Consider the following 22,419-nt stretch of genomic DNA (forward strand, 5'->3'; position numbering starts at 1 on the left):
CCTGACAGATAACAGACAGCAACAGTAGCAACCACAGCGGTGCCGTAAGAAGTGGATATTGAATAATACTTACCTTGCATCCTGATTTACAAAGAGGAAGGATAGATCAAGAAAATAAGAGCGCTTTTCTGTCCAGGACTTTTTGCCCCAGACCTCCTGTTAAATACCTCAAAAACAAAGGTTTTAACGGAATGGACTCACTCATCAACGACCTGGACGCTGAGTCCTGATGACGCAAAAGATCAACAGAAAAGTCAGAGTCACCCCACGGGCCCGGGACGATCTACAAAATATCGGCAGCTACACGTTACGAACGTGGGGCAAAAATCAGCGAAACCTTTATTTGAAAAGCATTGAAGCACACTTCCATTGGCTTGCTGAAAATCCCCAACCGCAGTAGGACAGCCTTAAGTCCGACAGGCTGCTAGACTGCCCTATGCGGCAACTGCTCCTGCGTTACTCTGGTTCCTGCATCCATGCAGCAGCAGCGAATTGGTCTGAGAACATGAAGAATTACCTGTTTGTAATGATGCTTGGATATATGAGTGTTTTCTCAAACACTGTTTACTCCAATGTCGGCAATCATAATGGCAGCTATGATCATATCGACTACAGTCGAGAACCCATACTGTGGGGTTTATACGATGGGGAAAGCCTGATGAAGACTGTGGTGGCATTATTCAGTACGGGACTTGTTGTTTTTTGGGTGACTCCACATGCATGTATAGGCGCTGTTACAGGATATTGTATTTACTCTGGATCACCCCACGTTAGGGCGTTGAGAGGTGCTTTAATCCATGGAGGCATATCAGCATGTGTATATTCACCCGTAATTGGCGTTAGTGTTTATAAATGGAGCAGAGGTGATGTAGAAAGGGACTACTAGCTCCCTTAGTCTTCGTCAAAGCAGTCCTTGACCGGCCAGTGGCATCGAACAGCGTCGCCTATCAGCACAACCATTTTCCATTAACAAACTTTAATCCACTGAACACAATCTGTTTATCCACAGCCCTCTATATTGGAGCCATGACTAATCCCCCTCTCTTATCGAGGTAAATCATGGAAAAATGGCTCAAGCAATTAAAAAATGGTTTCAATCAAGTTAAGGCTGCTTTCTTTGAGCAGCGGGATGGCGCTGCCATCAGCCCGTTTAAAGCGATTCTGGGCACCGTCATTCTAACGGGCCTGTTTATAGTGATGCTGCCACTGATCATGCTGATCTTTATGGTACAGATGGGGCTGATTCTGGTGGGTATGGTTGCCGTTCTGTTTATGGGTACCCGCAAGCAGAGTGGACAATGGCCCAGAGAGGAAAAGCTGGTTAATCCGAAGCCAGAGCCCGCAGAAACTGTCAAGGAAGAGGAGAAAGACCAGAAAAAGCATCAATAATGGAAAGGTTTATGGGCTTAGATTTTTGAGTTGTCGGTCAGGATAGGGTATTTTTCATCGACTTATCCACAGTCCGGGTGATCTTTGTGTCTACTGTTATCTTTATTATTTTTATCGCTGTCGTGTTGTTCTTTGGCAAACGCCGCATTGATCAGAAAAAGCAACAGGCTCAGGAAGCCCTGGTTCAGGGTCAGGCTTTTCTGGAAAAGAACCAGAATGAAGAAGACGTAATGACCACAGAGTCCGGATTGCAGTATAAGGTTCTGGAAAAGGGTGAACATTCAGATCACCCTGCGGCCACCAGCAAAGTAAGAGTGCACTATCACGGTACGCTGATTAATGGTCAGGTGTTTGACAGTTCTGTAGACCGTGGAAATCCGATTTCCTTTGGACTGAATCAGGTGATTCCCGGCTGGACCGAAGGTCTGCAGCTGATGTCGGTAGGCGACAAGTTTCGACTGTTTATTCCTGCCAATCTGGCTTACGGTAGCGGTGGTGCCGGTAAAATCCCCGGCAACTCTGTACTGATCTTTGATGTGGAATTACTCGGTATCGAATAAACCGTTGAGTCTCGAACAGGGCGGAGAAATCTCTGCCCCATTAGCTATTTGCTCTTCAACAAAATTACTCTTCAACAACACCCTGTTTGCGTAGGTAATCGTCGTAAGTTCCGTGGAAATCGACGACACCATCTTCCGTGATTTCAATGATGCGGGTCGCCAGAGACGATACAAACTGACGGTCATGGCTGACAAAGATCAGTGTGCCCGGGTAGTTTTCCAACGCCAGGTTAAGGGATTCAATGGATTCCATGTCCATGTGGTTGGTAGGTTCATCCATCAGTAATACATTGGGCTTTTGCTGAATCAGTTTACCGAACAACATACGGCCCTGCTCACCACCGGAAATAACACGGACTGACTTTTTGATGTCGCTCTGAGAGAACAGCATACGACCCAGTACACCACGGATCACCTGCTCATCGTCGCCTTCGTTCATCCATTGCCCCATCCAGTCGAACAGGTTCATGTCCTTATCAAACTCGTCGCTATGATTCTGGGCGTAGTAACCGATGTCAGCATTCTCGGACCACTGGATAGTACCGCCCTTGGGTGCCATCTTGCCGGCCAGAGTGTGCAGCAGTGTGGACTTGCCAATACCGTTCTGGCCAATGATGGCGATGCGCTCACCCACTTCAACCATCAGGTTAACGTCATTGAACAGCGGCTTGTCCTCATAGCCCTGAGACATTTTTTCCATCACCAGCGCATTACGGAACAGTTTCTTTTCCTGTTCAAAACGGATGAACGGATTCTGTCGGCTGGAAGGTTTAACCTCTTCTAGCTTGATCTTGTCGATCAGCTTGGCCCTCGAGGTCGCCTGTCTGGCTTTGGACGCATTGGCAGAAAAGCGACTGACAAAGCTCTGAAGCTCGGCAATCTGGGCTTTCTTCCTGGCATTATCAGCCTGCATTCGCTCACGAGCCTGGGTAGCCGCTATCATGTACTCGTCGTAATTACCGGGGAACATTCGCAGCTCGCCATAGTCCAGATCGGCCATGTGAGTGCAAACACTGTTCAGGAAGTGACGGTCGTGGGAAATGATGATCATGGTACAGTCGCGCTGCTTGAGTATCCCTTCCAGCCAGCGGATCGCATTAATGTCCAGGTTGTTGGTGGGTTCGTCCAGCAGCATGATGTCGGGATCGGCAAACAATACCTGCGCCAACAGAACACGCAGCTTCCAGCCCGGGGCAACAGCACTCATTGGGCCGTAGTGTTGTTCCAGTGGAATATCCAGACCCAGCAGCAGTTCACCGGCGCGGGCTTCAGCGGAATAACCGTCCATTTCACCAAACAGAACTTCCAGGTCTGCAACACGCATACCTTCTTCTTCCGTCATGTCTCCCTTGGCGTAAATGCGGTCACGCTCTTCCTTAACCTTCCAGAGTTCAGAATGCCCCATAATTACGGTATCAATGACCGTGTTTTCTTCATAGGCAAACTGATCCTGATTTAGCTTGGCAATGCGCTCGTTGGGATCATAGCTGACATTACCGGCAGAGGGCTCCAGTTCGCCACTGATGATTTTCATCAGGGTGGACTTACCACAACCATTGGCACCGATCAGACCGTAGCGGTTGCCATCACCAAACTTGACGGAGATGTCTTCAAACAGGGGTTTATCCCCGAATTGCATGGTCACGTTAGACGTTATCAGCATAACTGTGTTTTCTCCCTTGGCGATCTGCCGACCAGACACACCCTTTGGATCATTGAATAGGTAAACCGCCAATTATCACACAAACGCACCTTTTTAGTTATTAGAGGTGCTCCATGCTTGTTATGGTTGATACTTATTACTGCTCGCCAGCAAACGACTGCTGCCCCTGAGTTTAAAGGGTGTCACTAGCAGCCTGTCGGACTTAAGGCTGCTAGTAATAGAAGAAGTATCCCTCTAATATCAGGTAGCCGCACGAGCACTGCACGCACATACAGGCTTATCCAAAGGAATCAGTGATTTATATCTTATGACCATTTTCGCATTTCTATCCGGCATCCTGTTAACCTGGCTGGTCATGTCGGGACTGCTATCCCAATTGATCAGTCTTATCATCAGTATCTGGTGGCCGCCTTCTAACGGAGAGCGGGGCATGCTGGCTGATCAGTGGCTTCTTAACAGTGGGGTATCTACCTCTTCAGGCTGGAGGTTAATCGGTTATTGGCGCGAAACTTCCGATTATGGTCACGCCTGCTCCGAGCTGGCCGGTCTTCTTGCCGATAAAGCCTGTCTCTCCAATCAGGACAAAGTACTGGATGTTGGTTTTTCCAGTTACGATCAACTTCTGGTCTGGCTTGATTATTATCAGGTTGAGTCACTCACCGCATTGGCCGAAACGGAACAGCTGCTGGCAGGCGCTCAGGATCAGTGTGATCACTATGATCAGCTAAAGCTGGTAAGAGGCCATGAGCTGGAGCTGGCCAAGCTGGAGGCAGACTCTTTTGACAAACCGCTGGCGCTTGATTGCGCTTACCAGTTTGATAATAAAGCACGCTTTTTCAACAACGCCAGAAAAGTGATTAAGGAAGGAGGCAGCCTTACCTTAACCGATATGGTACTCAGCCGTCCTTTCAAGGATCGTATGGAACGGAGAATGGTCAACCTGCTGGCAAGACCCTGTGGTATCTCTGCGGCAGGCTTGATGGTTCGGCAAAAGTATGAATCCCATCTGAAAGAAGCAGGCTTTGAAAAAGTTGAGTGTGCAGACATCAGTCAGGATGTACTTTCTGGCTTCTGCTTCTGGTTCTCACAACACTATCGACAATTGTCGCCTGTTACCCGTCCAAAAGTCTGGATTCGTTTGAGGTTACTGGTCTGGTTTATCCGCTGGATGCAACATCGGGGATTGCTGGAATATCACGTCATTTCAGCACGATAATGACAGTTATATTTCACTATCCACAGATATTGTGGATAACCTTGTGACTTGTTTTTGGATACATATGGAACCCCCATTAAATAGGGGTTTTTCATTAACTGCTCAAAAAATAACCAGTTAATTCTGCAAATGTTTAAAGGCTGTCGTATAGATTTACCTGACAAAAATGCATCAAGGTTGTGGATAACCAGGGCACCCTTGAGCTAGTGCGCATCACTCAAAGCTGAAAGAAAGGTTGCAGAAGCCTGGGAACGAGACCATTGAATCGTAAAGGTGCATCTGTGGCAATCAGACAAATGCAGTGTTCGCCGGTGTCTGCTACTGGCTGATGCTGGACGTCCGGGTCCAAATCAGCGACATCCCCAGCGCAAAATCGACCCAGCTCATCGGAATAGGAACCCCTCAGTACCATAGTGAGCTCAGAGCCGGTATGCCCATGGGAAGGCATGCAGGTACCCGGAGCGATCTTTAATAATCTCAGGTTACTACCGGACGCTGGCAGGACGAATTGCTTTAGTCCCGGAGCCATATACCGCCAGTGCAGCTCGTCAAGATAATATCCGAGTAAGGGTCTGAAAGGCGCCGGTATATCAGCATCGTTTGGTACATATTGTTCTTCCCTGCTGATGATGGGTACCTGCTCTGTCTCATCAAGTAGAGCAAGAATGTCGTCTTTTGCATGATCAGACATTGTCGCTGGTACCAACTCTTCCAGCAAACTGATACCGACCTGTTCAGCTTCCTGAACCTGTTGTCGGCAATGGCTGCAAACACTCAGATGAGCAGCAACCACAGTAGCAATGGCATCGGGCAGGCTACCTGCGGAGTAACTCATCAGGGTGCTGAGGTCAGGATGATGTGTAGTCATTTTAATTCTCCCGCCTGACTACGAAGTTTGTTGAAAGCCAGCCTCAAGCCTGACTTTACACTGCCCAGTGGCATGTCCATGTCTTCAGAAATTTCACGGTGGCTTTTTCCTTCGTAGTACACCTTGTATACCAGCTGAGCCTGTTGTTGAGGCAGGCTCTTGAGGGCCGATTTGATTTTTTCTGAATCAAACTCTGCCATGGCCGGTTCAAAATGGCTTTCCGGATAATTATCCAACGGTGTCATCAAGTCCGCTTTTTCCTTTCTTAGTCGATCAATCCAGAGGTTACGCGCTATCCTGAATATCCAGGTGGACGCCGTAGATTTACGGGGGTCGTAACTTTTGCAATGTCGCCAGACAGAGAGCATAGTTTCCTGAACCAGCTCTTCAGCCATTTCTCCGTGAGCGCCTTTGGTCATCAAGTGTCTTTTTAATCTGGGGGCAAAAAAGTCGTAGAGGATCGCAAACGTCTGTTTGTCCCGGTAACGGCCCAGATCAACTAATGACTGCTTGAGCTTGTCTGGCGTGTCAGAGTGACTGTTTTCTGAATCCATTGTGCTTCTGTTCAAAGATGGACTTATCATCAGAATATCGTGTGTCCGGCTCATTTGTCTCTGTCTACGTCGATGAGTGTGTTTTGGATCACATGAACGCGAAGCATCTAAAGGTAGTGATCCAAATAAACCACTAAGGCGTAGAAATGATTGAAAATTTTGTTTACAGGCCGCCCTATGACAGCTAAAGGACTCAGCATTGCTGTAATTGGATCAGGCATCAGCGGGCTGTCCAGCGCCTGGCTGCTGTCTAAACAGCACAGTGTCACCCTGTTCGAAAAAGATGATCGTTTTGGAGGTCACAGTAATACCGTGATGGTTCAGGATGGTGATCAGTCTGTACCAGTGGATACAGGTTTTATCGTCTTTAACAATAAAACTTACCCTAATCTAACGGCTTTTTTTGACCATTTGGACGTACCCGTTATCAACACGGACATGTCTTTTGCGGTTTCCATGAATCAAGGGCAGACTGAATATTCCGGAACAGACCTGAATGGTCTGTTTGCCCAGAGGTTAAACGCCGTAAAGCCCGGTTTTCTTAGAATGTTGGTGGATATTTTCAGGTTTTATCAGTCCAGTACGGAGTTGATGAATCAGCTGAATCCATCGGTCACTCTCCGCGAACTGCTCACGGGCCGCGGCTACAGCCAACGTTTTATTGATGATCATTTGGTCCCTATGGGGGCAGCTATCTGGTCAACGCCTTCTGACCGTATGCTGGATTATCCAGCCCTGGCTTTTATGCGGTTTTGCCAGAATCATGGCTTACTCCAGCTGACAAACCGTCCTCAATGGCAAACAGTCAGTGGCGGTAGCAGAGAATATGTTCGCCGCATTTTGGATGACATGGATGGACTGGCCATTAAGAATCGCTGTGTTCGAAAGGTCAGACGCCATATTGACAGGGTTACCGTCACAGATTTGCAGGGCGATATACATGAGTTTGATCATGTCGTCATGGCCTGTCATGCAGATACTTCTCTGTCCATGTTGAGCGAACCCAGTGAGTTGGAACAACTGCTGCTGGGATCGTTCAGTTTCCAGCGAAACCGGGCTATTTTGCACAGTGATGAACGACTGATGCCTACCAGAAAAAGAGCCTGGGCGAGTTGGAACTATTTTGGTACCCAAACCAATGAAGGACCTTCGGTCACATACTGGATGAATCGTCTTCAGCATCTGGAAGGCCTCCCTCTATTTGTCACTCTGAACCCTGCTATAGAGCCGGAGTCTATTCATGGTTGCTACCTCTACGACCACCCCGTGTTTGATAGAAATGCCCTGGAGGCACAATCAAGGTTGTGGGAGTTACAGGGCCGCAATCGCACATGGTTCTGTGGTGCCTGGTTTGGTTATGGCTTTCATGAGGACGGTCTTCAATCTGGTTTGGCTGTTGCAGAAGCACTGGGTGGAAAACGAAGACCCTGGTCTGTTGAAAACCAGAATGACAGACTGATCTGGCCCGAACATGGTATCGGCAAAAGGCCGTTCACTCTTGCTACAGAGAGTAGTGTCAGCATCAGGAGGCGGTCATGAAGTCAGCGGTCTATTGGGGACAGTTAATGCACAACCGTATTCGGCCCCGGAAGCATCGCTTCTCATACCGGGTTGCCTCCTGGTTCATTGATCTGGATGAGCTGGACCACCTTGATGGTCAGCTGAAGCTGTTTTCGGTGGAGCGATTTAATGTGTTCTCCTTGCATCCAAAGGACTTTGGTGACGGTTCCGGAAGCTGTCTCAAAACTCAGGTAACCGGGCTTCTGTTGGCGCATGACATAGCGATACCTGAGCGAATCTTCATGCTCTGTTACCCCAGGGTTCTTGGCTACATCTTTAATCCCCTGACGGTCTACTACTGTCTGGACTCAGAGGAGAAACTGTCTGCCCTTATTTATGAAGTGACCAACACCTTTGGGGAACGACACAGTTACGTTATCCCGATAGAAAAGAGTGAGAGCAATAAAGTCAGCTTTCACCAGTCCGCCAAAAAGCAACTTCATGTTTCTCCCTTTTTTGAAACCGATTGTGAATACCATTTTAAGGCACAGTTACCCGATCAAATCCTGAAACTGAGTATTCATCTGCACAATACTAATGGCCGGATATTTGCAGCAGTACTTAAAGGCGAACGACAGGTGCTTAGTGATCTGAACATCCTCAGGCAGTTGTTTGTTCTGCCATTGCAGGCTTTCAAAGTGACTCTGGCCATTCATTGGGAAGCTTTTCGGCTGTTCATTAAAGGGATTCGGGTGATTCGCCATGTACCGAAAGATCGCTTCTTCAGTTGGAGTCCTGGCATCACAAACCGTTGGCATAGCAACCTGAAACGCACAGGGAAACAGACAAGCATGAACGAACAAAAAAAGTACCAGAAACAGGGGGTATAAATGTTGGACATTTCAGGAAAAACCCTGTCGCAGAATGGATTGTCTCCCCGACAGAGTGCGTCAAATGCCCATGACGAAAGAGAACTCTTTCTCAACAAAGCACCTTCCAAAGCCCTTACGTGGCTGGTGAAAAGGCTGGAAAAGGCTTCGCTGAGTCGTATTGAGTTACAGCAAAAAGACAGTCTGTTAAAAGTGGGTGCGCCTCTTAGGGACGTACCGATTGCCAGAATCAGGATTTATCGTCCTTTTAGTATGCTCCTGGCAGCCAACCGGGGCGTTATCGGGCTGGCAGAGTCTTACATGAAAGGGGACTGGGATACACCAGACCTGCAAGCTCTGCTGGACTGGGGAATGTTCAATGAAAAGCAAATAGACAAACAGTTTTCCACAAACTGGCTGTCTCGGAAACTGAATCGAGCCAGTCATCTTTTAAACAACAACAGTCGTTCAGGAAGTCGTCGAAACATTGCCGCTCATTATGATCTGGGCAATGACTTTTATCAGTTGTGGCTGGATCACTCCATGACTTATTCCAGCGCTATATTCAGCAACAACGATGAAACGCTCGAGCAGGCTCAGGCCAATAAATATAATAAGGTGCTGAGCTGGTTGGATATAATGCCAGAGCATTCCGTTCTGGAAATTGGTTGTGGCTGGGGAGGCTTTGCCCGGTCATTACAGCAACAGGGGGGACAAAATTACTCTGGGGTGACTTTGTCCGCAGAACAGTTGCACTTTGCCCGTGATTCAGTTCAGCAGGAAGCTGGTTTCAACTTTTACTTGAAGGATTACCGGGATATTAAGGGACAGCATGACCGCATTGTCTCCATAGAAATGTTAGAGGCGGTGGGAGAGAAACACTGGCCCATCTATTTCCAGAAAGTATGTGATGCTCTCAAGCCTGGCGGAGTGGCGGTGATTCAGGTGATTACCATTGATGAAGAGCGCTTCAGAGATTATCGGGCAGAAGCCGACTTTATTCAGCGTTATATCTTCCCTGGAGGTATGCTGCCGACGGATCAGGTAATCCGTGATCAATGTCATCAGGCAGGTCTGGCTATTGAGAATACTTATGCCTTTGGCCGTGACTACGCTAAAACACTATCAATCTGGGCTGAGTCATTCAGACAACGCTGGCCGGAGATTATGACTCTGGGCTTTGACGAACATTTTAAACGTATGTGGTTGTTCTACCTGGCTTATTGTGAAGCCGGCTTCAAGCAGGACAGCATTGACGTGAGACTTTATCGGATCAGTAAGCCGGATTCATGAAGCAGGCAGGGAGGTCTTATTTATGCGGGAAGCACTTCAGAAACGATACACGCAGGATCAACCCGTTCTGACCATTGAGCAGTATTTTCAGGGCATGACCTATGCCAGGGGTGAGTTTGTCGATCGTTTCGGGAACATTCGGAACCACTTTGAAGTCATTATGAAAGGTTGGACAGAAGGCGATGAATTAATACTGGATGAAGACTTTATTTATGAAGATGGCTCGACATCCAACCGGCTGTGGAAAATAAAAATACTGGCTGACAGACATTATGAAGGCCGGGCGAGTGATTTGATCGGCCTGGCCACAGGAAGAAGTCAGGGCAATACCTTTAACTGGACCTATGAAATGAATTTACCCATCAAGGGTATTAACTGGCGGGTTAAGTTTGATGACTGGCTGTTCCTGCAGGAAAATGGCCAGATTCTCAATATTGCTGATGTCAGCAAATGGGGATTCACCCTGGGCACTCTCAACTTTTATTTCAGTAAAGACTGTTCGCTGATCAGCGCATCATCATTGGAAAAGCTGCAGATTCCGGATGCAGAATCTTCCAGCCCTTCAGAGGACGCACAATGAAAAAACGCCGGTCTCTGAAAAACAAGGTGATCTGGATTACCGGTGCCAGTCAGGGAATCGGTCGCCAGCTGGCGTTAACGATGGCCCGACAAGGTGGTACTGTTATAGCGACGGCCCGTAGTTTCGGCAATCTGGATCGGCTGCAGAATGAAGCGCTTGATCTGGACGGTATTATCATCCCTTTGCCCGCTGACGTGACCCGTCATGATGAAGTAATGCGGGCGGCTGAGGTGATTACGACCCGCTTTGGTCAGGTAGATATTGCCATATTGAATGCAGGTACATTCATCAAGACGGCAGGCGTGGACTTCAGATCCAACCATATGCGTCAACACTTCGAATTAAATGTGATGGGCGTTTGCCATTGTCTGGACGCATTAATCCCGATGATGGTGAATCGGCAGTCAGGAACCCTTGCTATCAACGCATCACTGGCCGGGTATCGTGGTTTACCTGCTGCCGCGGCTTATGGTGCCAGCAAGGCGGCACTGATCAATATGGCCGAGTCGTTGTACACTGACCTGAAACCTCAGGGTGTGGATATTAAACTGATCAACCCGGGGTTTGTAAAAACTCCCCTGACGGATAAAAACACGTTTAAAATGCCTTTTTTAATGGATGTTGAGTCGGCAGTGGATGCTATTGTGCACGGTTTGAATGGCAAGCGTTTTGAAATTCGATTTCCAAAAGTGTTTGGCATGATTATGGGGACGCTCAGAGTCCTGCCCTATAAGGCCTATTTTGGTGTGACCCGTCGCCTGCAACAATGAGGGTCTCTTCAGGTTGTGCCAGCACCGGCTCAGCGGCACTCTGTTTCGTAGACACGGGAGGTCGGCCAAAACTCATTAAGAGACCCTATTCCTTATGAAGCTTGCGAAGTATCTTATCTCCCTGATTATTGTTTTAGCTGTCACGGTTTGGCTTGAGGTAAAGGGCTCGTTCACCCCTCTGGTGAGAGAGGATATTACCAAGCCGATATTTACAATCGGTGATACCCGCTATCACAGCGCCCTTTCAGAAGGTAAAAATGTCATCAAATTTGGACCAATGTTCTGGGGTTTATATCCGGGTGGGTTGGCATTTAAATCTGTCGAAGAAGCCATAGCTTTTATGCAAAATAATCAAAGTGAGCAGGATGAACCTTCTTCCGGCTGGGCAGTCTACGAACTGACCGGGGACTTTGAATTGGACACTTATCGATCACACGAGTACCGTTATTTAAATCAATCGTTACTGGTCAGGCAGCGAGTGATCCACTCTTCAGCCATGACAGAGCCCTAAACTCTGAGGCTGTATCGAACTACAGCCTGTTTATTTTCTTCAGGTACGCCTTCGCCTGACGGGTGATGACAGCCTGATCATCGACGGACTGCTTGTCCCAGTTCTTGTAGATCATGCCGAGCCTGGGGTTCTTGCTGAGTTGCGCTCTGTGTTTCACCATAAAGTGCCAGTAAAGGCCGTTGAATGGGCAGGCTCGCTCGCCGGTTTTTTGCTTCACATTGTAGTAACAGCTTTTGCAGTAATCACTCATTTTATTGATGTAATGACCGCTGGCGGCGTAGGGTTTTGAAGCCAGCAAACCACCATCTGCAAACTGACTCATACCACGGGTATTTGGGAGCTCCACCCACTCGATAGCATCCACATAAATGCCCAGGTACCACTCGTCAACCTGACTGGGGTCGACGCCAGCCAACAAACAGAATGTGCCTGTGATCATCAGTCTCTGGATATGGTGGGCATAGGAATAATCCAGAGACTGACCAATAGCCTCCTGAAGACAGGTCATTCGGGTTTCGCCGGTCCAGAAAAAGTCCGGCAATGCCCGCTTAGCTTTGAAATAGTTGAGAGAGGAATACTGCGGCATGTTGACCCAGTAAATGCCCCGGACGTACTCTCGCCAGCCAAGAATCTGTCGGATAAATCCTTCAACCTGAGCAATGGAGATGGACTCCCGGTCTGCCTGCCAGGCTTTGACTGCAGCTTGAATAACCTGCACAGGGGTCAGCATTTTACTGTTCAGGGCAAAGGACAGACGGGAGTGGTATAGGCTCCATTTTTTGTCACTCTGGTGAGTCATAGCGTCCTGAAACTGTCCGAACCGTGGAAGCCCATGCTGACAGAAGTAGCGCAGCTGTTTGAGTGACTGCTGCCTCGTAATCGGCCAGATCAGGTCTGGAGTGGCCTTACCAAAGTATTGAATATTGTGTCTATCCAACCTTTCCAGAATCGTTGTCACTGGATTGCTGAATATCAGGGGTTCAGGGATTGCCTGGAGATCACTGACTTTAAAAGACTTGCGATTCTCATGGTCATAATTCCACTGACTGCCCTCTGGCTGGTCTCCGTCCATCAGAATGTCGAATCGCTTTCGCATCTTGCGATAAAAATGCTCCATTCTTGTGGCCTTCCCCTGGCTGAAATAGCTCGAAATCTCATCAAAGGGCAGAAAAAAGTGTTCGCTATCGACTTCTTGAACACCAGCACCGATATCCATGCCCTGCAACTGCCTTAAAAGCCGGTATTCATCGGCTCTCTGGTATTCGAACTGCTGAATCTTGTAGGTTTTGACCAGCGAATGCAGAAGAGATGGCAAATCCTTGTATTGAGCCGTCTCATCGAGCGTTAAATGCAAAACCTCATGGCCGGATTTTGCCAGCGCCGCGGCAAAAGCCTCCATAGCTGCAAAGAACGCACAAATCTTCTGCACATGATGCTTGACGTAGGAGGCTTCCTGATAGAGCTCTGCTATCAGATAGAGGGTATCCGGATCTTTGTTTCGGAACCAGCTATGGCCAGCGTATAGCTGATCTCCAAGGATTAGTCTCAGCGTCGAATAGGATTTCATAAAGCCCTCGCTAACATCGGTCTACTCTGATCCTTGCCTTTAATGCCCCGTTAGGCAAGGGGAACTATTTCACCCTTAACCAGGTCTTAATTATTAATAAACGGATTTAAAAACAAGAGGAGTACCATTATGAAGTATCTAAAGATGTGTCTATTGATTCTGGCTCTGCCCCTTCAGGCTTCGGCAGAAGAAATGAACCAGGAAATGATTCATTCAGCCGCCACAGCCTACGGCCTCGATATTTCAGGCCAGTATCCTTCAACTGCTGAAGAGAACAGAGCTTCTGCCATCCACGAACAAATGCTCGCTGCGGGAGTCATCGGTGACGACCACACGGTGGACCGGGCTTTTTCTGAAGCCTATACAGCGCTTGGAAGTAAGAAAGCAAATGAAAACTTTTCTCAACTGTGTGAAGCGTACAAACTGTCAGCCTCTGAGAATAAACCCTCTGCAGAAGACGTACTGAATGCCATGAAAGCTCTGGAGTTTGGCAGACACTTCAATGCGGGCATTGAAGCATCCAGAAACAGAGACGATGGTTTCGTGCTTCACAAAACACCTTCCTTCATTAAAAAAGGTATCAAGGCACTCCTGCCCTCCCATTCAAGGAGTTTCAGAAAGCTGATTGAGCACAGCCATGCCAGAACCATGATTTTCAATATCAATAAAGACCTTGCCAATATACTGGGCATCGGTTCGAAGGCTCGTAATGATCAGGTTAAAGACATCGTCGGCTTTGCCATGAATAGCAAAGATTCACGACTCATAAGGAGTAACGCCGGGAATGCCGAAGGCATGAGTAAGGGGTTCAATGCCGTAGCCGGTGGAGCTGGTTTGCAACTGAGTAAAGTAGATCCTGGAAAAGTCGTCAGCCATTACAGTGGCAAGAGTCAGGCAGATGTGATCATTGCTGCCGTCACAGAGCATGCTGCAAAGCATGAAGACATTGTCTATCTGCTGGCATTCTACGGACAGTCCAAATACCAATATTTCACGGTCAGTATCTCCAGAGGGTTCATCAACATTACCTTTGCGGCTGATGATAACAGACCGGTTCCGGTCATCATTACTTCAATGCCCGCAAGCAGAGTCGATTATTCAACAATGGCTGCAGCCATTGATGACTTCATGAGAGGCAAGGATGAAGTGCCGGATCTGCTGGGTATCTGGAGAATGGCTGACCAGTAAAACAACTTGATTCCGGGCTAATTGTCCACAACAACCCTGGCAGGGCGTCTCAGTTAATCCCCCTTTTTGGGAAACAGCTTGTGACGAGCCCAGCCTCTCAGGGTATTCGCCCCTAAAACGTAGCGATCCAGTTCTTCCTGCATGTGAAGGAAATGATCGCTATCGCGAAACATAAATTCTCTTTTCAGCATCCGGCGATGGGGGTTCAGCTTTTTGATGACTTTAGCCGGGTTGCCTCCCACTACCGTATTGGGAGGAACGTCTTTCACAACCACAGCGCCTGCTGCCACGACACTGTTCTCGCCGATTGTGATGCCTTTGCCGACTTTGGCACCATGCCCCAGCCAGACATTATCTTCCAGAACAATGGGTTTGCTGCAGCGGAATGGTCGCAGTCGGTTATAGAGACCGTGCCAGTCACTGTCGGACAGGTAGCAATCGGCGGCTAACATACAGTTGTTACCAATGGTAATACTGGCTGCTGAAGAGATAGTTGTTCCCGGAGATATCAGACAATGATCACCAATTTTGATATCGCCCTGAATGCCCCGACCGCTCCAGGTGGAAAGACTGACCGGGTTATGACGGATACTGATCAAGTGGACAAAACGACCGATGGAAATACCGGCGCCATGAACATTGACGGTAGAAGGATGGACCACCATCGGGTGCTCACCCAAGTGTTCAAAATGTTTGCTGAAAAAGTGCCGGATATAAAACTGCTGCCAACGGTCTGAGAGCTTCTTGATCCAGAAAGGTTTATGATTTTTACGCACTGCTCGAGCCTGATTTGTTATTATGCCTTTGAAGCCAGTCGCCTGACTGAACTACTTCCGACGTATAAAATGAAAAAACGAACTACATCTTTACAAGCTGATTCAATACAAACTGATTCATTAAGAACTATGCCTGTACAACTGCCACTCAATATCGATTCTGTTAAAGGCTTTCTGGCTCCGGACGAAGGCGAAGCACTTCACCAGTTCGCTCTGGAAGCCAGTCAGCTGGGCCCCTGTCTGGAAGTTGGCAGTTACTGTGGCAAGTCTACGGTCTACCTGGGTGTTGCCTGCCAGCAAAATAACAGTGTGCTCTATGCCGTGGATCACCACCGTGGGTCAGAAGAGCACCAGCTGGGGGAAGAGTATCACGACAGTGATCTCTACGATGCCAGCATTCAACTGATGGACAGTTTTAAAACGTTCCGAACCACCATGCGTGAAGCCAGACTGGGCGATACGGTTGTCCCTATTGTTGCTCCTTCTGCTGTGGCAGCCCGTCACTGGGCCACCCCTCTGGGCATGGTGTTTATTGACGGCGGACACAGTGAAGAAGCGGCCCAGACGGATTTTCGCAGCTGGGTCAGCTTTATCAAGCCCGGTGGCATTCTGGCAATACACGACATCTTCCCTAATCCCCAAGACGGTGGGCAGGCTCCTTACAACATCTGGAAGCTGGCGAAAGCCTCCGGATTGTTTGAAGAACTACCCATGGTCAACACGCTGGGGTTATTCCGCCGCCGTTAACTGTTAACGGCTGCCAGGGCCTCTTCGGTTTCTGGCAGTTCCGGTTTTATTTCCAGACTTGATTCCAGAAATAAACGGGAAGCGGCTGTGTACTCGGTTAGAGCATCTGCTGCCAACAAAATAGCACCGGCTGTCCAGGTCGTTTTCTCTAGCGGCCAGATCACGTCTTCGACGTACTGATAGCCCGTCCAATAGCCGCCATCACTGTCACGCCAGTTGTGCAACCAGCTATAGAGCTGAGTGGCTTTCTGCTTTTCACCCGCGGCCAGGAGCGCCATGGTCAGCTCGCAGGATTCGGCAATGGTGACCCAAGGTTGATCGCTGACACAGACACAGCCCATGTCCTTGCGGACAAACTTGTCCCAGAATGTCTGGATTCGGTCACGAGCTTCCTGACCACGGAAGACACCGGCCAGAATCGGGTAAAACCAGTCCATGGAAAAGCGCTCTTTACTTTCCCAGGTGCGGTCAAAGTTCTCAGGATGATACTTCAGAGCCTGTCCCAACTGTTGCCAGGCGTCGTACCATAGCTCAACCTTCTTGTTCAGGGTTTCAGCGATCTGAATGGCGCATTCCAGACTTTTCAGAACCGAAGAGCAACCTGTAATCAATGCATCCCTGTCTGGCTGCCCCTCTTCCATGACGGCCCAGTAGATCTCTCCTGTAGGCGCCTGATGTCGTAGTACGAACTGGATAGCAGCCTCGATCATTGGCCAGTTCAGTTCTAAAAACCCGGTATTTTGACTAATCAGGTAGTGATGCCAGACACCGGTCGCCACATAGGCGACAAAGTTAGTTTCTCTCTTGTCACTGTATGAAGGCTTGCCGTCCTGATAGTTGGCATACCAGCTGCCATCTTCCAGCTGTTCTTTTCGCAGCCAGTCATAGGCGCTTTCAGCTTCAGGATAATGACCAATGATACTCAGCCCCATGGCAGCTTCAGTATGATCCCAGGGGTCCAGCTTGCCACCTGCAAACCAGGGAATGCTGCCGTCTTTCTGCTGTATGGAGAGAATGTAGTCTGCTGTCTTGTTGAGAAAATCTCTCGGGAATAGTCCTTTGGTCAGCAGCAAGCTATCCATAAAAGACCTCCTTGTTGGTATCGCTGGATTTACCTCTGCCCGGCTCCCACTCGAAGTACATCACTACACTTTTTCCCATGACCGGATCCAGCAGCTTTTCGGTCATTCGGGTTACCTTCGGCTTTTCCATAAGATCCCATACCAGCAGCTTGTGATAGTGATCGACCAGTTTCGAAGGCTGCTCCCATTTCCAGCACTTAAGCCACCAGTAGGGAACATGCAGGGCGTGAGCCCAGTGCCGTGAATAACGACGCCAGCCCAGCGATTCAATATCATGTCGAAGGTGTGTGGCGTTAAAGATGCGTATATGACCGCCTTCAACCTCGTGATAAGCCTTGCTCAGTCGCCAGCAGATTTCTTCCGGCCAGGCTCTGGGCACACTGACTGCCAGCAAACCATCAGGCTTCAGTACCCGTTTGATTTCGGCCAGCACCCCATGGTAATCAGGGATGTGTTCCAGCACTTCGGAACAAATAATCTTATCAAACGTGCTGTCTTCAAAAGGCAGCTTCAGAGCATTGCCTTGAATAAAGCGAATACTGCGACCGTCTTCTGCCCCCTGAAGGAATTGAACAGATTCCTGCTGTCTGCCACGGGCTGTTTGCAAATCTTTTTCGCACAGGTCAATCCCTGTTACATCCACCCTGGCCTCCAGCCAGGCTGCAATGGAATGACGGCCCTCACCGCAACCCACGTCCAGTACTTTATCGCCATTGCGTAACTTAAGACGATTAAAATCAATGGTTTGCATCTTGTTTCAGTTATCCTCGGGCATCACCCGCTGACAGCGGTCCGCTGGCCAAGACCAGCATCGGCAGCCACTGTGTCTTTCAATTCTTCGGGTTCTTGTTCAGTGTTCAGCAGGTTCAGGTAATACTGGCTGAACTGTCTGGCGGCTACTTTCCAGCAGAAAGTGTCCAGAATTCGCTGCCGACCAAGCTGACCGTATTCAATCCGCTTATCAGGGTGTTCCAACAGCGTCCGCAAGGCTTGTGCCAGGGCTTGGCTGTTGCCAGCCCGGACAATCAGGCCTGCATCTCCCAGGACTTCGGGCAGGGCTCCGCCATCTGAAGAAATCACAGCACACCCGCAGGACATGGCTTCTCCGGCTGGCAGCCCAAAGCCTTCATAGAGTGAAGGGGATACGGCAATGGCGGCTTCAGAATAGTACTCCACCATTTGTTCAGTGGAAATGCCGGATACAAAGGTTACCGCTGAGCCAAGATTCAGTTGTTTCAGCTGCTGCGCTGTCTGACCCTCTTTATTCAGTTTGCCTACCACCAGAAGTTCCAGCTCAGGATAGTCGGGTTTTAACGATGCCACGGCTTCCAAAAGGTATTTTAAGCCTTTCAAAGGCTGGTCCGCAGAGGCCGTAGTCATAATTCTGAACGGCTTGCGTTCAATATGGGGTTGAGGACTGAAGGTATCGGTATCAATCCCGTTATAAATAAGACTGATATCGTTAGCCGGACGGTCAAAGGCTTCAGCAATATCGCCCCGGGATTGTTCCGAAACGGTAACGATATGCTTCAGTTCACGAACCACCCTGCCTTGCATGGTCAGAAAGGAATACCAGCGACGGATCAACAGACGATGCTTCCAGTCAGGTGCGGCACCCAAAGCCAGCTCTCTGTCCCGGGTTATGGGATGATGGACAGTGGCTACCACGGGAACACCCTGATTCTGCAGGTCCAAAAGGCCGTAGCCCAAACTCTGGTTATCATGAATAATGTCGTAGTCATGACCGTTTTTACGCAAATATTTCACAGCACGACGGGTGAATGTATAGGGCTCAGCAAACCCTCCGGTCAGCATGGCCCACCATTCAAAAAAGTCAGACCAGGATTTCAGGTGTCTGGGTCTCAGGGCTGTTACATGACTTTCAAGACTGAACAGATCCAGGCTGGGGATTTCAATCAGGCCCACCCGGGGGTCAAGATCCGGATAGGGAGGGCCGGAAATAACATCTACCCCATGGCCTGCTTCGACCAGAGCCTTGCTCAGGTACTTGAGGTAAATGCCCTGACCACCTACGAAGGGATGGCTGCGATAACACAGCAAACAGATTTTAAGTGATCTGGCAGGTTGTTCGGACACCTCGGACGACAGGGAGCTGGCTGTCGTCAGTGTGTTGGGTCGTTTTTCTTGTATGGTCATTAAATAACCTGTCACCAGACTGGATTATGGCTAGAAACAGCATTGGTTGCTGAATGTGACGGGACAAAGGCCACCATTTTCTACCCGTATCATTTATGCGGGTGAGTCCTTTCTGTCAGATCTGAACAGGGTACAGTCAGGATTTATGCTTTAAACGTCCAGATGAACCACAGCGCCTGTCAGACTCAGGTGAACTGTTTGAACCCCTGTGTACCGTCCACCCTGAAAATAGTGCGTGGGAACATCATCAGACGCTGAGAGTTCACCACTGATGGGTTGCGCCAGGGTTGAGGGAAAATAACATAAACTGAAGCAAGCGTGAAATGACAGATACTTATCAAGACTTAATCGCTGAGGGTCATGTTCACTGTTGCCTGCGGCCAACTTCTTTGCGCATATAGAAATGCTTTGAGCCAGATATGTCAATCTGGTGGGATAGACCAAACTTCAAACCTGTGAAGCTTTCATATAAAAAATTGTCTTAATTCTATGGATAGCCTATAACTAAATGATCCAATGGAGTTTTGATCCGGGGGCGATCTGGATTCGACGACGGTATCGAAACCTTAGGTGCATGCCGAGGACGTAGTGGTTCTCGTTAATCAAAACACTACAAACCTTATAGTTGCCAACCTGGTAGCTCTTGGAGACGCTCAAAACGAACTCTTCGAAGAAGAGTTTGCATTTGCAGCTTGATCGTAGCTAAACCCTACGAGTCTCCCAGTCTGTCCGGCTCGTCTACTGGCCGGTTTTCGGACTGTCATCGTAAGTAGACTCGCGAGGCCCGGTATGCCTGTGGCTGGCCAGCTAAAACGTAACAGGATCGCTCGGTAGAACCCCGACCGCTGGGTCGTTATTGAGTTAAATCCAAAGGCGGATCTAAGCATGTAGAGCCGAAGGCTGAGAATCGGCGGACGCGGGTTCAATTCCCGCCGCCTCCACCATCTTGTAAATAGCCCTAATGAGCCCTCACCAGCCATTAGGGCTTTTTATTAGCCCGCAACTTTATTATCAAGAAATTAGAGCTGATACGGGTAATTGCATACCAGAGCTCATCCTTAGGATGCTAGAGAGCCAACGCTCGCCTGGTATCGACATGCGTTAGCCGCCGATTGGAGCGTGCCAGCTGATTTGACATCCTCTCGCCCCTCAAGGAGCGAAAGGATGTCAATAAAGCAACTGATAGACTAATTCAGTTCCTATTGTGGGAACCAAACCATCGTCCCACAACACCACCAAACAAAAGCCCTGTAGATTCTTTATTTACAGGGCTTTTTCACATTTGGTCAGACAGTTTTTCTTCAGGGGGAGGCCGGAGATTGGTCAAAAATGATTTTCGGCTCATTCGATAACTATGAATTTTGGGGAACTTACATGAGTGTTCTCATTAACCGGCCACCCTGAGCGTCAGCCTCGCTTTGCGCGGGAACGAGATATATAGGTGATTCAGCTTCCAATTAAGCGCAGAAAACACTTATTTTCTTGATCTATCATCATCTCAATCTACCCTTGTTCCCTAGAAATCAGAATGCGCGGATAGAATGATGAACAACTCACTCTTTGCGGCATTGTTTATACTGCCGGTGTTGTTAACTATCGTCTGTCAGGCTGACTCCTCGAAAAGGTGTTTTGTTGTCGATTTTCATCAGGATGATGCAGGTTCTTCGATCCAGAGCGTTTCTATAAAAAGTAACCTCGATACTCTGTCGTACAACCCTTCAGACATTGCCGACACAAGCGGTTATGTGGGGTTAGATTTTTCGCCTGATGATAAACCTTATGGACTTAACGGTTACGGATTAAAAACCACCCTTATTGAGTCAATTTCGTGGCCATTGATTTACGCCTCTCATCTGCTGGTGGCTTACGAACTGATGCTGAGCAGCCACGAAACCTCTCTGAGCGCCAAACCTTTTTCATGGCCACCTGTAGAAGCGTTTGTTGTTATTGGCTGGCTTTTGAAAAACGATTGGAACTCCGATTCGTCACTGTTTATCCCGATGGATCAACAGGAGGCCAGTCAGGATGAACCGTTTACAATCACCACCATGATGCTCCCCGGAAACAGCCAACAAAAAAATAACCAACAAAACCAGCCTTCAACATCATCCGGTCAGCAAGCCACAGGAGGGGCAACCAGCACCCGGACTACAGTCTTTGCCAGCGGCTCCCAGTCTTCTGGCTCTGGCGACGATGACAAAAACCCCGGACCACACCGGCATACTTTCGATAACAATTGTCACTTTGGTTCCTGTCATGGCGTTTGCAAACTCCGATCACCATCCGTTGGTGGAGAGTCCGCCAGAGGGCCGGTGAATTCCGTAGCCAGTTCAGCAAGCCTCGTCACAATGGCAACATTCACACAGAGCAAACGCCCTCCCTCAGCAGTCCCATTCGCGCAACGTGGGACAGCCAGTAAAACTTGTAAATGTGAAGTTACTGATCCCACCAGGCCCTTTGTCTGTGAAGTGCTGCTGAAATTGGAGAGTGGCGAACGGCTGCCGTGCGGGGTGCGCTTCAAGCATAGAGAGATGCTGACATATCACCAAGAGAAATACCACACTCCGCTACGATTCTGTGATGTGATAGTGGTTGGGGGTAATGGTGAACAGCGAGTATGCGGGGAAGTCTTCAAAATGCCAGAGCAGCAGCGTCACAACAGGAGATACCACGAAGGTGAAGTAAATATCAGATGGTCGAGCCCCGATAGAAGCTACCAGGTTCTTGGGTCAGTATTCTGTGACGTGATCGTATACTTGCCGGCTCACGATTACGAGAGAGGCGTACGGGGAACATCGCAGCAACTATGCGGGCAGATCTTCGCGACTAACGAAAGTCTGCGTCGTCACAGAAGTAGTTGCCACCGGGCATCCCAATCCAGATGGAAAGGTATAAGGAGGAGACCACCGATGGAGTAATGAAATTTTTCCACGAAATCAAAGAAACCACGCCTGCAAACAACTTGCCACCGGACAGAGCTGACTGAGTTCGCTGACAGGTGCGCAAAACCCAATAAAAGACAGCCACTTCCCTTCGTTTTCGGATTTTTAACCATGTAGCGTTCATCGGCTACGTTTTCTAGCAGCCTGTCGGACTTAAGCGTCCGTAGCGAGGATTGCAAGAAATTGA

At 48.8% G+C, this 22,419-nt stretch carries 21 protein-coding genes and 1 other RNA gene; 14 read left to right on the forward strand and 8 right to left on the reverse strand.

The features are described 5' to 3' along the window. Positions 1-229 precede the first annotated feature (229 nt). The 3 genes from KDK19_RS08000 to KDK19_RS08010 all read left to right on the forward strand — a co-directional run bounded on the left by KDK19_RS08000 (position 230) and on the right by KDK19_RS08010 (position 1,949). Positions 230-400, forward strand: coding sequence for a type II toxin-antitoxin system RelE/ParE family toxin (locus tag KDK19_RS08000; RefSeq protein WP_257281023.1), 171 nt, complete (start codon positions 230-232; stop codon positions 398-400). Positions 401-1,059: 659 nt separating this feature from the next. Next, entirely contained in the window at positions 1,060-1,389 is a 330-nt protein-coding gene (locus tag KDK19_RS08005) for a hypothetical protein (RefSeq protein WP_257291703.1), read from the forward strand. Positions 1,390-1,475: 86 nt separating this feature from the next. Continuing rightward, the gene (locus KDK19_RS08010; protein WP_257253867.1) at positions 1,476-1,949 is read left to right on the forward strand and encodes an FKBP-type peptidyl-prolyl cis-trans isomerase; all 474 of its coding nucleotides are present in this window, start codon (positions 1,476-1,478) and stop codon (positions 1,947-1,949) included. 64 nt (positions 1,950-2,013) lie between these two features. Here KDK19_RS08010 and KDK19_RS08015 read toward each other — a convergent pair whose 3' ends face one another. Beyond that, a complete protein-coding gene (locus KDK19_RS08015) occupies positions 2,014-3,612 on the reverse strand; it encodes an ABC-F family ATPase (protein ID WP_257281019.1) in 1,599 nt (532 codons plus the stop codon). A gap of 307 nt (positions 3,613-3,919) precedes the next feature. On the opposite strand from KDK19_RS08015, the gene KDK19_RS08020 reads away from it, so the two are divergent. Beyond that, the gene (locus KDK19_RS08020) at positions 3,920-4,828 is read left to right on the forward strand and encodes a methyltransferase domain-containing protein (protein WP_257291704.1); all 909 of its coding nucleotides are present in this window, start codon (positions 3,920-3,922) and stop codon (positions 4,826-4,828) included. Between the two features lie 217 nt (positions 4,829-5,045). Here KDK19_RS08020 and KDK19_RS08025 read toward each other — a convergent pair whose 3' ends face one another. Both KDK19_RS08025 and KDK19_RS08030 read right to left on the reverse strand, forming a co-directional pair. Next, positions 5,046-5,696: a ChrR family anti-sigma-E factor gene (locus KDK19_RS08025; RefSeq protein WP_257281017.1), complete on the reverse strand. Its 651-nt coding sequence runs from the start codon at positions 5,694-5,696 to the stop codon at positions 5,046-5,048. After that, positions 5,693-6,250, reverse strand: coding sequence for a sigma-70 family RNA polymerase sigma factor (locus KDK19_RS08030; RefSeq protein ID WP_257281015.1), 558 nt, complete (start codon positions 6,248-6,250; stop codon positions 5,693-5,695). Before KDK19_RS08030 ends, KDK19_RS08025 begins: the two co-directional genes overlap by 4 nt. Positions 6,251-6,427: 177 nt before the next feature. Between KDK19_RS08030 and KDK19_RS08035 the strand changes: the two genes are divergently transcribed. The 6 genes from KDK19_RS08035 (at position 6,428) to KDK19_RS08060 (ending at position 11,773) form a co-directional block, all read left to right on the forward strand. After that, positions 6,428-7,789, forward strand: coding sequence for an NAD(P)/FAD-dependent oxidoreductase (locus tag KDK19_RS08035; protein WP_257287745.1), 1,362 nt, complete (start codon positions 6,428-6,430; stop codon positions 7,787-7,789). Continuing rightward, a complete protein-coding gene (locus KDK19_RS08040; RefSeq protein ID WP_257281011.1) occupies positions 7,786-8,640 on the forward strand; it encodes a DUF1365 domain-containing protein in 855 nt (284 codons plus the stop codon). Before KDK19_RS08035 ends, KDK19_RS08040 begins: the two co-directional genes overlap by 4 nt. Further along, the gene (locus KDK19_RS08045) at positions 8,641-9,912 is read left to right on the forward strand and encodes a cyclopropane-fatty-acyl-phospholipid synthase family protein (protein ID WP_257281009.1); all 1,272 of its coding nucleotides are present in this window, start codon (positions 8,641-8,643) and stop codon (positions 9,910-9,912) included. Between the two features lie 22 nt (positions 9,913-9,934). Then, positions 9,935-10,492: a DUF3833 domain-containing protein gene (locus KDK19_RS08050; protein WP_257287746.1), complete on the forward strand. Its 558-nt coding sequence runs from the start codon at positions 9,935-9,937 to the stop codon at positions 10,490-10,492. Next, on the forward strand, positions 10,489-11,262 hold the full coding sequence (locus KDK19_RS08055; RefSeq protein ID WP_257252372.1) for an SDR family oxidoreductase: 774 nt from the start codon (positions 10,489-10,491) through the stop codon (positions 11,260-11,262). The genes KDK19_RS08050 and KDK19_RS08055 overlap by 4 nt, the downstream gene beginning before the upstream one ends. 94 nt (positions 11,263-11,356) lie before the next feature. Then, positions 11,357-11,773, forward strand: coding sequence for a hypothetical protein (locus KDK19_RS08060; protein ID WP_257281007.1), 417 nt, complete (start codon positions 11,357-11,359; stop codon positions 11,771-11,773). A 19-nt stretch (positions 11,774-11,792) separates the two neighbouring features. On the opposite strand, the gene KDK19_RS08065 is transcribed toward KDK19_RS08060, so the two are convergent. Next, positions 11,793-13,340 (reverse strand): cryptochrome/photolyase family protein, encoded by a 1,548-nt coding sequence (locus KDK19_RS08065; RefSeq protein WP_257291705.1) that lies wholly within the window; start codon positions 13,338-13,340, stop codon positions 11,793-11,795. Between the two features lie 129 nt (positions 13,341-13,469). On the opposite strand from KDK19_RS08065, the gene KDK19_RS08070 reads away from it, so the two are divergent. After that, positions 13,470-14,528 carry a hypothetical protein gene (locus KDK19_RS08070; protein ID WP_257281005.1) on the forward strand — a complete coding sequence of 353 codons (1,059 nt, stop codon included), beginning with the start codon at positions 13,470-13,472 and terminating at the stop codon, positions 14,526-14,528. 53 nt (positions 14,529-14,581) lie between these two features. Here KDK19_RS08070 and KDK19_RS08075 read toward each other — a convergent pair whose 3' ends face one another. Continuing rightward, entirely contained in the window at positions 14,582-15,304 is a 723-nt protein-coding gene (locus KDK19_RS08075; protein ID WP_257281004.1) for a DapH/DapD/GlmU-related protein, read from the reverse strand. A 129-nt stretch (positions 15,305-15,433) separates the two neighbouring features. On the opposite strand from KDK19_RS08075, the gene KDK19_RS08080 reads away from it, so the two are divergent. Then, positions 15,434-16,051: a class I SAM-dependent methyltransferase gene (locus KDK19_RS08080; protein WP_257252626.1), complete on the forward strand. Its 618-nt coding sequence runs from the start codon at positions 15,434-15,436 to the stop codon at positions 16,049-16,051. Here KDK19_RS08080 and KDK19_RS08085 read toward each other — a convergent pair. The 3 genes from KDK19_RS08085 to KDK19_RS08095 are packed head-to-tail and all read right to left on the reverse strand — an operon-like array spanning position 16,048 to position 19,290. After that, positions 16,048-17,133: a prenyltransferase/squalene oxidase repeat-containing protein gene (locus tag KDK19_RS08085; RefSeq protein WP_257281003.1), complete on the reverse strand. Its 1,086-nt coding sequence runs from the start codon at positions 17,131-17,133 to the stop codon at positions 16,048-16,050. The genes KDK19_RS08080 and KDK19_RS08085 overlap by 4 nt on opposite strands. Continuing rightward, positions 17,126-17,884: a class I SAM-dependent methyltransferase gene (locus KDK19_RS08090; RefSeq protein WP_257287748.1), complete on the reverse strand. Its 759-nt coding sequence runs from the start codon at positions 17,882-17,884 to the stop codon at positions 17,126-17,128. The genes KDK19_RS08085 and KDK19_RS08090 overlap by 8 nt, the downstream gene beginning before the upstream one ends. Positions 17,885-17,907: 23 nt before the next feature. Next, entirely contained in the window at positions 17,908-19,290 is a 1,383-nt protein-coding gene (locus tag KDK19_RS08095) for a glycosyltransferase family 4 protein (protein ID WP_257291706.1), read from the reverse strand. 531 nt (positions 19,291-19,821) lie between these two features. On the opposite strand from KDK19_RS08095, the gene ssrA reads away from it, so the two are divergent. Next, positions 19,822-20,234: a transfer-messenger RNA gene (ssrA, locus tag KDK19_RS08100) on the forward strand. A gap of 597 nt (positions 20,235-20,831) precedes the next feature. Then, positions 20,832-22,208 carry a hypothetical protein gene (locus tag KDK19_RS08105; RefSeq protein WP_257281000.1) on the forward strand — a complete coding sequence of 459 codons (1,377 nt, stop codon included), beginning with the start codon at positions 20,832-20,834 and terminating at the stop codon, positions 22,206-22,208. The last annotated feature ends 211 nt before the right edge of the window (positions 22,209-22,419 follow it).

The organism is Endozoicomonas sp. ONNA1 (genome assembly GCF_024606325.1).
GTDB lineage: Bacteria > Pseudomonadota > Gammaproteobacteria > Pseudomonadales > Endozoicomonadaceae > Endozoicomonas_A.